Below are 12,241 nucleotides of genomic sequence, written 5' to 3' on the forward strand. Positions count from 1 at the left end.
AAAAGTGAATAGCAAAAAAAGGCACTCAACCAAAATTGAATGCCTTTTATTTTGCTTAATTATCAAACTTAAAAACGATAACCCACTTTTAAACCAAATTGACGACTGTGAGAAGATTCATCACCATTCTCATAAGAGAAGGTTGTCCCCACTGACCAAGCCCCCATATTCAAATTGAGTCCTGCTTGATACTGCCAGCCACGATTAAACTGTTGCTGTAAACCGTTGTTATTCACAGTAACCGCATTGTTAAATGTTTTACGGCTCGCATCAAAATAGTAAAGGGCAAGACTTGGTGAAATAGAAAGCGTGTTCCACTGCCAAGTTTTGGATAATTCTGCACCAGCGTGATAATTAACAAAATCTAAAGCTCGAGTATGAACCGCACGACCTTTCAGCTCATAATCAGCAGCCGTGAGGTGATGATAGCGTACCCCAGCTATTGCTTTGAGATCGAGGTATCCTAGCACCCACTTCTTACCTAATGTTGCACCAAAACTAACGATATTACGTTTAAAATCAGCACGTTGCTCATCTAAAGTGATGCGATTATTAGAACGTCCATAACCGATGTCTGCCGCAACAAACAGACCTGCCTCATTTTGCACTTTGGCATAAACCGTAGCTTGCGAATAAGTCATCTTGCCGCTTGCATTCTCATAATCAATGTTGCCGCGCGTTTGCGACACTATCGCACCTAAACTAATGCCTTGCTCATTTACAGCACTTTCTACACCTAATTCAGTGTAGTTACTATGCTGTTTATAAACGCGGTAATTATCTGATTGATAATCAGCCTCTTGATAATCGACATTCGTCCATACTTGAGTTTGCTCGCCACCTTCTTGCAACAAACGTTGGTTTAAATGTTGATCGCTGCGTAATATTGCATTTCCTTGTGCAGAAAGTTCCGACAATGCGGTATTTGATACGCCACTAACGAGTTGTGCTTGTTTCAAGCGATCTAGTTCAGCTTTTTTACGCTCTTCTTCCAAGCGTTTTGCCTCCACTTCACGGCGTGCTTGTTCTTCTGCGGCTTTGCGCTCTTCTTCCAAGCGTTTTGCTTCCGCTTCACGGCGCGCTTGTTCTTCTGCGGCTTTGCGCTCTTCTTCCAAGCGTTTTGCTTCCGCTTCACGGCGTGCTTGTTCTTCTGCGGCTTTACGCTCTTCTTCTAAGCGTTTTGCTTCCGCTTCACGGCGTGCTTGTTCTTCTGCGGCTTTGCGCTCTTCTTCCAAGCGTTTTGCTTCCGCTTCACGGCGCGCTTGTTCTTCTGCGGCTTTGCGTTCTTCTTCTAAGCGTTTTGCTTCCGCTTCACGGCGTGCTTGTTCTTCTGCGGCTTTACGCTCTTCTTCCAAGCGTTTTGCTTCCGCTTCACGGCGCGCTTGTTCTTCCGAGGCTTTACGCTCTTCCTCTAAGCGTTTTGCTTCCACTTCACGGCGTGCTTGTTCTTCTGCGGCTTTACGCTCTTCTTCCAAGCGTTTTGCTTCCGCTTCTCGGCGGGCTTGTTCTTCTGCCGCTTTACGCTCTTCTTCCAAACGTTTTGCTTCCGCTTCTCGGCGGGCTTGTTCTTCCGCCGCTTTACGCTCTTCTTCTAAGCGTTTTGCTTCCGCTTCACGGCGTGCTTGTTCTTCTGCGGCTTTGCGTTCTTCTTCTAAGCGTTTTGCTTCCGCTTCACGGCGCGCTTGCTCTTCTGCGGCTTTACGCTCTTCTTCTAAGCGTTTTGCTTCCGCTTCACGGCGTGCTTGTTCTTCTGCCGCTTTACGCTCTTCTTCCAAACGTTTTGCTTCCGCTTCTCGGCGGGCTTGTTCTTCCGCCGCTTTACGCTCTTCTTCTAAGCGTTTTGCTTCCGCTTCACGGCGTGCTTGTTCTTCTGCGGCTTTGCGTTCTTCTTCTAAGCGTTTTGCTTCCGCTTCACGGCGCGCTTGCTCTTCTGCGGCTTTACGCTCTTCTTCTAAGCGTTTTGCTTCCGCTTCACGGCGTGCTTGTTCTTCTGCGGCTTTGCGTTCTTCTTCCGCAATTTCTTTTTCAACAATAGGGTTATATAAACGGAATGTGCTCCCTTCTTGAATCAAGTTATAACGGTAAGCACCAATATCCGCATAACTATTTTGCAATGTTACGGTTAAATTTTCAGATGAATTAGCTGTTATTAAGGTTAGGCGATCTTTGTTACGCTGTGGTTCATTGCCAATATCATTCACTACAAGTAAATGATTACCTGATGCTTTTCCGTTTACCACAACTTTATCGCTGTTTAATGTAGAAAAGTTAGTGCGGTAATAAAATTTTCCATTTCCGCTTAAATCACTATTAACGGTTAAGGTATTAAATGGTTTGTCATTTTGACTCAGAGTAATTTGTGATCCCTCTGCTAAATTCAAATTTCCTAGCGTACTGTTACCTGTTAATGTCCAATGTGATTCTTTGGATAACGAGGTTTGAGTAGTATTCGCAGCTTGAATCGAACCGGTAAAATCTGTTTTCCCTAAATTTAAACGGCTTTGTTGAGATAAACTAATATCCCCTGCGAGTGCCATTCGTGGAATGCTGTTCAAGGTTTCTTCACTGTAAATTGGCATATCACAGCTAACTTCTCCAGTGTGATCGGAACGCAAGCAAACAGTTTGCCCTGCTTGATAGCCCAGATTTAAAATCGCATTATCATTAGCGTTGATATTAGCATTCAGTGAGAAAACATTGCGCCCTACGGTAAAATTCGCTTTATTAGATACCGAAATAGTTTTCGCTGAGAAATCACGGTTTATCCAATCATCGTCAAAAATGACCTCACGATTATTCAACACATCACGCGCGTGTGGTGTCGGCACACCTTCAAGAACAACCTTACCACCTTTAGCTGAAAAATCACCATTAAGGTTCATTCCACCTGTTAATAATAGCGTTGATTCTTCTACCACTGGTTGATAATTTACATTTAAGCCACCATTTGTTTTGTCGGAAGCTTTTTCCCCGAAATAACCGGCAAACGCGGTTAAGGTCTGTTGTGCATTTTTGCGATCAATGATCGTTTGAATCGCCGCCGCACGATCGCTGCCTAAATATTCCCAACTATCTGAACTAGCTTGGTTTTTAGGGTAATAACTTCCTGCTTTGCCACCTGATTTTAAAGCGAAATAATCCTTTCGCCCGCTTATAGCATATTCATAAATGTCAGAGCCAGCTTTTCCCCAATTTCCCCAAGTTAAATCTTGTTCGGAAACCGTTACACCTGTTAAGGTTAAATTCGATGATTTATCCGTGCGATGATTAACAACTGTTGCACCATCATCAGAATGCTGGATACGTTTAAAGCTGAGATCGTTACCATTTAAATCTAAACGTCCGCCACGAAAACCAAAATACAATTTATTCGGATCAATTTGATCCGCACTTTGTAAAATCAAGGTCGGACGCCCACTTACCACACCAACCTGATTAAATGCCTGTTTTCGACCTTGCTCATCTTCCTGCTGATCTAAAATGACAGTTCCATCACCGATACTAATATCTCCTAGGTTATTTCCCACACCTTGAACCAATAAAGTTCCTGTCCCTAACTTTGAAAGACGATCGCCTTCAGGATTAGCTATTTTCCAAGTTACTGTTTTATCCTTAGCAACCAAAACGCCACCACCTAACCACGTTTGGTTCGTTTCAGGCTTCACAGTAAAATTTGTATTGAAATAGAGTGCTCCAGCTCCCGCATTAATGTTGTCTTTAACTAATAAAACACCCCCATCTACACCATCAAAAATCACACTTTTCCCATAATCTAATGATGGACGTTCTTTATCTGTATCTTGTGATTTTAAAGATTCATTTCTTAAAGGCACAGCCAATGCGGTGCTTTCTCCCGCTTTAATACTACTGGTTTCAGGGTGAAGAGCATCAACACTCCATTCCCAAACTTGATTTTGTTGCGTATTCTGAATAGTCCCCGCCTTGGCTCTTTCTTGTATAGCATTAACATAAGAAGGGCGTGACAATGACCAAATGTTCCCATAACCATAATCAGATTTTAGAACACCTACAATCACCCACTTTTTCTTTTGAGCATCATACCCCAGTAATGCAGAACCACTATCACCACTTCGTCCATAACTTACCATTGGCCCATAAATAGAACCAAATAAGGTTATTGGCTTATCCGTGATCCGTTTCCCTTCTGGCGTGATCGTTCCATTTGCCACAACATTAGTCGCATTAGCTTCACTCATTGTGTGAGTGACACCACCTATAACATACTTATATGCACTACTCAAACTGATCGTTTTGCTATTATCTTCCGCACTTTCTTGAACCTCTTGTTTTCCTGAACCCACTCGTATATAAAGAGGAAAACGCGTTAAATCCGTCAAAATTTTTGTATTTTCTTTTCCATTTGGCGTTAATACATCGGTCAGTTCTGCGGGAGCTACCTCCGTTACCATTTTATGTAAACGAGGGATATGATAATCTTTATCTTGCGGGTTTGAATAAGTGACCCCATCCCATTCATCGGGAAAATTGTTTCGATTAACCAAAAGGTAAGAAAAATGGTGAGAATCTGGGTTTGTATCTTCTCCACCAAATAGCACTTGAGAATATCCGACATTATGCCGAACACTAGTTATAAAGGAAGGATCGATTAAATTGGCAAATGCCCCATTCTTATTTGCTGTTTTGAGATCAGGCATAGGAATATTATCTTTCAACATAATGCCTACATCTTGACCGTTTTTGTCAAAAATATGAATGTTTGTCGCACCGATTGAAAAGAGACCTTTATTTTCACCAAAATCACGAAAATATTGGTAATCAACATCTCCCCTTACTCGAGATGCCTCCGCGTTCAACGCCACAATAGCTAAACTAATGCCTAATTTAATTGGATTAGAAAAAGATTTAAATAAAAGATTAGATTTCTTAAAGTTCATTGAATTTTAATTAGTTATAAGCAATCTTGCATTATAACTAATTAAATCGCAAAATACCCCCCCCAGAAAGAGGTATATTCTATATGTTATCTAAAATATTTAACGCATCAATCAATTTTTTCACGGTAAAAACTTGCATATTTTTCACCGCACTTTTTGGTTTATTGGCAAACGGTACGATAGCGCGGGTGAAGCCGTGTTTGGCTGCTTCGGAAATCCGTTCTTGTCCGCTTGGTACGGGGCGGATTTCCCCTGCTAGCCCCACTTCGCCAAACACCACCAGATCTTTTGGTAATGGACGATTTCGGAAGCTAGAAATCAATGCCAGTAATAAGGCCAAGTCTGCACTGGTTTCACTCACTTTTACGCCACCTACCACATTGACAAACACGTCTTGATCGGACATTTGCAAGCCGCCGTGGCGATGCAATACAGCTAACAATAAAGCAAGGCGATTTTGTTCCAAGCCCACCGCAACCCGTCTTGGATTGGCGAGCATTGAGTGATCCACCAAGGCTTGAATTTCCACCAATAACGGCCGCGTGCCTTCCCATAGCACCATTACGGAACTGCCCGCGGTGTCTTCTTCCCCACGGCTTAAGAATATGGCGGAAGGATTTTTCACTTCGCGCAAGCCTTGCTCTGTCATCGCAAATACGCCAAGTTCATTGACCGCGCCAAAGCGATTTTTGTGGCTACGTAAGGTGCGAAAACGGCTATCCGCCTCCCCTTCTAATAATAGCGAGCAGTCAATGGCGTGTTCCAACACCTTAGGTCCTGCCAGAGTGCCGTCTTTGGTCACGTGTCCCACCATCACAATCGCCACTTGACGTGTTTTCGCATAACGGGTTAAAAACGCCGCACATTCCCGCACTTGGGAAACGCTCCCTGGTGAAGATTGAATATCCGCAAGGTGCATCACTTGAATGGAATCCACTACGATGATTTGCGGTTTAAGCTGATCGGCCAAATGGCAAATTTGCTCTACGGAGGTTTCTGAAAGCATATTTAAACGATCTGTTGGCAGCCCAAGCCGATTGGCACGCATCGCCACCTGTTGCAAGGATTCCTCGCCCGTAACATAAAGTGCGGTCATATTTTGTGCTAAACCACACATCACTTGCAATAACAGGGTACTTTTCCCTGCCCCTGGATGTCCGCCGATCAAAATCGCACTGCCCGGCACGATCCCCCCGCCTAGTACACGATCAAGCTCATAAAAACCACTGTGAAAACGTGGCACTTCTTGCAAACTGATGTCGGCGAGAGTTTGGATTTTTGCCTGCGTTTCCCCTGCATAACCACTGAAGCGATCAGCTCGGCTTGCTTTGGCTGGGGCGAGGCGAATTTCTGTGATGGTGTTCCACGCTTTACAGGCATTACACTGTCCTTGCCAGCGGGCATATTCCGCACCGCAATCATTACATACAAAGGCGGTTTTTGCTTTAGCCATTGTTTATCTCCCAATTTTCCAAATTCGCTACTTCATTCTCTTCAACATAAGTGAGCGAAATCAGATTTAACATTCGTTGTAAATAAAATACCGATTGCAATAAATCAAATAATTGCGCAATCACTTCGGCATTATTTTTTGTTTCGCTATGAAGTGCAATCAGCTGTTTACATTCTACCAAACACTGCTGACTACTTTCCACCAACGCCAGCCAATCTGTTTTAAGGGCATCGCTTAAGCCTTGTTGATTAAAGGCATTTTCCAACAAATTGCCATTTTCCGTATAAAAATGATAAAGATTGAAAAACGCGCCAATACGTTCCACCGTGCGCAAAAAGTCTTCGGAAAAATAGGCTTGCCCTAAGGCGAAGGTTTCCTCAATTAAAGCTTGTTCCAGTTGGAAAAGTGCGGTTAATTTTTGCGAAAAACTGCCCGCACTTTGCGCAAAGTCTAAAAAATCACGCCATTTGTCTAACCAATTCTGTGCTTTAGGCTGATGATTTTCTGCCAAGGCATAACCCCGTTGCGCTTTGCTAATGGCGCTTAATCGCACGCCATTTTCCAATGGCAAAGATCGCACATAATTGAGCAAATCCGCCACCTTACCCTGCTTTAACTCAAATTCCACTTCGCTAATTTCCACTTCTTTATCGCGAGCCAAAATCTTGCCTTGATCAAGCGCCACTTCAATTTCTACTGGTTCTGGCGAAAATTCAGGGCTGATAAGGAAGGTTTCTCGCGCAAAATCCGTGGCAAAAATGGGCTGTAATTGAAGCTCGTTCCACTCGGGATCGAGGTGATATTTTTCCACTAATTGCGCCAAATCTGGCGTTTCATTTTGCTGCGGCAAATTATATTCAGGGCGAATATGCAAACCACCTAGCGCTTCCCCTTTGGTTTTTAAGGTTAAGGTAAACTGTTGATTTTCTTTGCGTACACGCAAGCCCATTTGGTGCTGCGCGAAAAATTTATCGGCGGTGTCGTAATAAGTATTGCCTAAAAATGCCTGCTGATGAAAGTGCGGTGCGTTTTTCAGCAAATTTTGCTTGAATGAATTTAAGCCAAACTGCGGAATTAGTAGTTTTAATTCAATTTCTGTACTCATTTTGTCTATTCCTTCCAATCTTAAGCAAGTTTTTTCATATTATCTAATAATTTGCTTGTTTTTTCGATCAAATATAGTGTATTTTTACGCCGCATAGGTTAAGCCTAGCCATATGCACAAAAAATTATCAACCTAACCCCTAGAAGGAGTTATCTATGGCAGTAAATAATATCTTAGGATTATTTGCTCATTCCCCTTTAAAACCATTGGCTCGTCATTCAGCAAAAGTTACTGATTGTTGTAAATATCTCATTCCTTTCTTTGAATACACCTTTCAAGGTGATTGGGAAAATGCAGAGAAATTACGCAAAAAGATTTCTGACACAGAACGCCAAGCAGATACATTAAAGCGTGAAATTCGCTTAAAACTGCCACGCGGTTTGTTTATGCCCATTGAACGTACTGATTTATTAGAATTGGTTACACAACAAGATAAATTAGCGAACTACGCCAAAGATATTGCAGGCAGAATGATTGGTCGTCAATGTCCATTCCCGCCAGAAATGCAAGAAGATTTTATGAAATATGTCGTTCGCAGTATTGACGCAGCAGAGCAAGCCCATTTGGTGATTGATGAAATGGACGGTTTACTTGAAACGGGTTTCAAAGGCCGTGAAGTCCAATTTGTGAATCGAATGATCCAAACCCTAGATGATATTGAAGACGATACGGATCAAATGCAAATTAAATTACGCTTAATGTTGCGTTCAATGGAAAATGAATTTAACCCTATTGATGCGATGTTTTTATATAAAATCCTTGAATGGATTGGTGTGCTTGCAGATCAAGCGCAACGTGTGGGTTCACGCATTGAATTAATGTTGGCTCGTTCATAATTGTTAAACAGCATAGGAATAATACTATGGAAGTTATTCAACAATATGGCACTTTACTAGTGATTATCACCGCGGCTTTTGGCTTTTTTATGGCCTTTGGCGTGGGTGCAAATGATGTTTCTAACGCAATGGGAACCTCTGTAGGTTCAGGCACAATTACCGCCAAACAAGCCATTATCATTGCGATGATTTTTGAATGTGCTGGGGCATATTTAGCGGGTGGTGAAGTAACAGAAACCATTAAAAGCGGGGTTTTAAATCCAACAGAATATATCGCCACACCAGAAATTTTAGCCTTAGGTATGATGGCAGCCCTCTTTTCTTCTGGATTATGGTTGCTCATCGCCTCGCGAATGGGCTGGCCAGTTTCCACCACACACACCATTATTGGCGCAATTATCGGTTTCGGTTTAATTACTGTTGGGCCAAACTCGATTGATTGGTCAGCTATCCGCAATATTGTGGGCAGTTGGTTTATCACCCCTGTGATTGCAGGCCTAGTGGCGTATGGCATTTTCTTCAGTACACAAAAACTCATTTTCGATACGGAAAAACCGTTACGCAACGCACAAAAATATGGCCCATATTATATGGGACTCACCATCTTTATTTTGTCCGTAGTAACAATGATAAAAGGCTTAAAACACGTTGGTTTACATTTAACTGGTAGCGAAACTTTCTTTATTTCATTAGGCATCAGTGCCATTTCTGTGGTGGCGAGTCATTTCTATTTTCGTAGCAAAAAATTCCATCAAACAGTGAAATCAGGCACATTCGGTGCGGTAGAAAAAGTATTTAGTATACTAATGCTACTAACCGCCTGTGCAATGGCTTTTGCGCACGGTTCAAACGATGTGGCTAACGCTATTGGGCCATTGTCTGCCGTGGTGTCTATTGTGGATAACGGCGGTCAAATTATGGCAAAAAGCCCACTTGCTTGGTGGATCTTGCCATTAGGGGCGGCTGGTATTGCGTTAGGATTAATTATTATGGGCTATAAAGTAATGGCAACCATTGGCACAGGAATCACCGATCTCACCCCAAGCCGTGGTTTCTCAGCTCAATTTGCAACGGCAACCACCGTGGTACTGGCTTCTGGTACGGGATTACCGATTTCCACCACGCAAACCCTTGTTGGTGCGATCTTAGGTATCGGCTTTGCGCGTGGTATCGCGGCATTAAACTTAACGGTAATTCGCAATATTATCGCTTCTTGGGTAATCACCTTACCTGCGGGCGCATTCTTTGCTATTGTCATTTACTATGTCTTAAATGCAATTTTTATCTAATGCGATTTAATGCAAAGATTTTGTGAATGAAAGAAAGTGCGGTACAATTTACCGCACTTTTTTATTGTCTATTTTTTAAGGTGTTGTAATGCGAAAAATTACTAAGATCTTGTTTTTATTCTTTCTTTCCGTACCCTTCGCGCAAGCGGAAACCCGTTATGTAACAGAAAACCTTTCCACCTTTTTACGCAAAGGGGCGGGCGATCAATTTAAAATTGCAGGCGCAATTCGTTCAGGCGAACCGGTAACCGTGCTAAACCACAAAGATCGCTATACGCTCATTCGTGATAGCAAAAATCGTGAAGCTTGGATCTTAACCTCTGAACTTTCTAGTACGCCGAGCAGCAAAGATGAAAATCCAAGATTAAAAGCTAAAATTGAAGAATTAACCTTAAAACTCAATCAATTAGACGGTGATTGGCAACAACGCACCAGCGAAATGCAACGCCGCACCAAACAAGCTGAGCAACAAAGCAGCCAATTGTTAGAGCAAAATTCTCAGCTCAACCGTGAACTTGAAATCACCAAAAATAAAAACCGCGATTTAGAAGCAATGCTTGATGCAGGCAAACGTGAAATTGCGATCCAATGGTTTATTTATGGCGGTTCAGTGCTAGGTGTTGGTTTGCTACTTGGTTTAATCTTACCTTTCATTATGCCAAAACGTCGCCGCCGTGATGGCTGGGCATAACCAACCCATTCAGCAAAATGGAAATTTATTTAGTTGGCGGTGCCGTGCGCGATGCGCTACTCAATCTTCCTGTTAAAGACAGAGATTGGGTGGTAATTGGCGCAACACCAGAGCAACTATTGCAACAAGGCTATATTCAAGTGGGGAAAGATTTCCCCGTTTTTCTTGATCCCAAAAATAAAGAAGAATATGCCCTTGCGCGCACAGAAAAAAAATCTGGCGTGGGCTACACCGGTTTTGTGTGCGATTTCAGCCCCGACATTAGCTTGGAACAAGATCTGATCCGCCGTGATCTCACCATTAACGCCATTGCACAAGACAGCCAAGGCAAGTTGCACGATCCTTATGGCGGCATCAATGATCTGAACAATCACCTACTCCGCCATATCTCCCCTGCTTTTGCTGAAGATCCTTTACGCGTGTTAAGAGTGGCGCGTTTTGCTGCACGTTACCATTATTTAGGCTTTCAAATCGCCCCTGAAACCTTTACCTTAATGAAACAAATCACCAAATCGGGCGAGCTTGAACATCTCACGGCAGAACGCGTTTGGCTAGAAACAGAAAAAGCCTTACAAACGCCAAATCCTGAAATCTATTTTGATATTTTAAGGAAAATCAAGGCATTAGCGGTGCTTTTCCCTGAGCTTAACGCCCTTTACGGCGTGCCAAATCCCGTGCAACATCACCCTGAAGTGGATAGCTTTATCCACACAATGCTGGTGTTGCAACAAGCCGCAAAGCTGACGGAAAATAGCCCTGCACAACAAAAAAGTGCGGTGCGTTTTGCAGCAATTTGCCACGATCTTGGCAAAGCGCTCACGCCAAAAGATCTTCTGCCACGCCATTTTGGCCACGAGTTAAAAGGCATTATGCCAACACGCAATCTTTGCAATCGGCTAAAAGTGCCAAGCTACATTAAAGAACTGGCGTGCCTTGTTTGCGAAACACATACCAACGTTCACCGAGCCTTTGAGCTACGCCCTGCCACTATCTTAAAATTATTCAATCAACTCGATGTGTGGCGTAAACCTGAACGTTTCAAAGAACTACTACTCGTTTGCACAGCCGATGCCAGAGGCCGCGCAGGCTTTGAACAAGTAGATTACCCACAAGCGGATTTTCTACTCAAACTGTACCAAGCCGCATTACAAGTTGATGTGCAACAAGTAATTGCCGATGGATTTCAAAAAGAAAAAATCCGCGAAGAATTAAACCGCCGCCGCCAAAAAGCCATTGAGCAAGAAAAACAACGGTTAAAGGATTAATAATGTTATTTTCTTTCATCAAAACTAAAATCAGCGCGCTAATGCGCAAGCTTTTCATTAATCCCAAACTTCGTAATAGCTTGAAAAATAAGGGAATGAGCGTATTAGCCAGTAATTGCAATGGGGCATTTATGTTGCACGATTTAGGGCAACCATTCAATTCACCTTTTGTGAATTTATACCTTAAGCCACAAGATTTCATTCGTTATTTGCAACGCATTGAACACTATCAGCAACAACCGCTAAAATTTGTAGAAGATAACGATAAGCCCTACCCTGTGGCTTATTTAGATGATATAAAAATCCATTTTGTGCATTATGCCAATGCTCAACAAGCTCAAGAAAAATGGCATCAGCGTTCGCAACGTATTGATTTCGATAATCTTTTTATCATTATGACCGATCGTGATGGCTGCACAGAACAAGATCTCAACGATTTTGATGCCTTGCCTTACAAAAACAAAGTAGTATTCACCCACAAACCTTATCCTGAAATTCGTTCTGCTTTTTATATTCAAGGCTTTGAACAACAAGATTGTGTCGGCGATCTTTTTGCTTATTCTGGCTGGCTTGGCAAACGCTATTATGATCAATTTGATTATCTGGCTTGGTTTAATCAGAATAAAAATGAGAAGGCTTCATCACATTAAAGCAAAAATAAAGTGCGGTGGAATTTTTTGAAATTT

General features: G+C 42.5%; 8 protein-coding genes. 5 read left to right on the top strand and 3 right to left on the bottom strand.

Annotation, left to right across the window (positions count from 1 at the left end; translation table 11 throughout):
• Nucleotides 1-68: 68 nt before the first annotated feature.
• The 3 genes from ACLS0A_RS07540 to ACLS0A_RS07550 all read right to left on the bottom strand — a co-directional run bounded on the left by ACLS0A_RS07540 (nucleotide 69) and on the right by ACLS0A_RS07550 (nucleotide 7,474).
• Nucleotides 69-4,916 (bottom strand): S6 family peptidase, encoded by a 4,848-nt coding sequence (locus ACLS0A_RS07540; protein ID WP_416082689.1) that lies wholly within the window; start codon nucleotides 4,914-4,916, stop codon nucleotides 69-71.
• Nucleotides 4,917-4,995: 79 nt separating this feature from the next.
• On the bottom strand, nucleotides 4,996-6,369 hold the full coding sequence (radA, locus tag ACLS0A_RS07545) for a DNA repair protein RadA (RefSeq protein ID WP_416082690.1): 1,374 nt from the start codon (nucleotides 6,367-6,369) through the stop codon (nucleotides 4,996-4,998).
• The gene (locus tag ACLS0A_RS07550; protein WP_416082691.1) at nucleotides 6,362-7,474 is read right to left on the bottom strand and encodes an inorganic triphosphatase; all 1,113 of its coding nucleotides are present in this window, start codon (nucleotides 7,472-7,474) and stop codon (nucleotides 6,362-6,364) included. The genes radA and ACLS0A_RS07550 overlap by 8 nt, the downstream gene beginning before the upstream one ends.
• Nucleotides 7,475-7,629: 155 nt before the next feature.
• On the opposite strand from ACLS0A_RS07550, the gene ACLS0A_RS07555 reads away from it, so the two are divergent.
• The 5 genes from ACLS0A_RS07555 to ACLS0A_RS07575 all read left to right on the top strand — a co-directional run bounded on the left by ACLS0A_RS07555 (nucleotide 7,630) and on the right by ACLS0A_RS07575 (nucleotide 12,205).
• Nucleotides 7,630-8,310: a TIGR00153 family protein gene (locus tag ACLS0A_RS07555; protein ID WP_103855614.1), complete on the top strand. Its 681-nt coding sequence runs from the start codon at nucleotides 7,630-7,632 to the stop codon at nucleotides 8,308-8,310.
• Between the two features lie 26 nt (nucleotides 8,311-8,336).
• Nucleotides 8,337-9,599 carry an inorganic phosphate transporter gene (locus ACLS0A_RS07560; protein ID WP_416082692.1) on the top strand — a complete coding sequence of 421 codons (1,263 nt, stop codon included), beginning with the start codon at nucleotides 8,337-8,339 and terminating at the stop codon, nucleotides 9,597-9,599.
• Nucleotides 9,600-9,687: 88 nt separating this feature from the next.
• Nucleotides 9,688-10,290, top strand: coding sequence for a TIGR04211 family SH3 domain-containing protein (locus ACLS0A_RS07565; RefSeq protein WP_115249906.1), 603 nt, complete (start codon nucleotides 9,688-9,690; stop codon nucleotides 10,288-10,290).
• A gap of 17 nt (nucleotides 10,291-10,307) precedes the next feature.
• The gene (locus ACLS0A_RS07570; protein WP_416082693.1) at nucleotides 10,308-11,555 is read left to right on the top strand and encodes a multifunctional CCA addition/repair protein; all 1,248 of its coding nucleotides are present in this window, start codon (nucleotides 10,308-10,310) and stop codon (nucleotides 11,553-11,555) included.
• A 2-nt stretch (nucleotides 11,556-11,557) separates the two neighbouring features.
• A complete protein-coding gene (locus ACLS0A_RS07575) occupies nucleotides 11,558-12,205 on the top strand; it encodes a DUF1919 domain-containing protein (RefSeq protein ID WP_416082694.1) in 648 nt (215 codons plus the stop codon).
• Nucleotides 12,206-12,241: the final 36 nt, after the last annotated feature.

This window comes from Avibacterium volantium, from assembly GCF_049366555.1.
GTDB lineage: Bacteria > Pseudomonadota > Gammaproteobacteria > Enterobacterales > Pasteurellaceae > Avibacterium > Avibacterium volantium_A.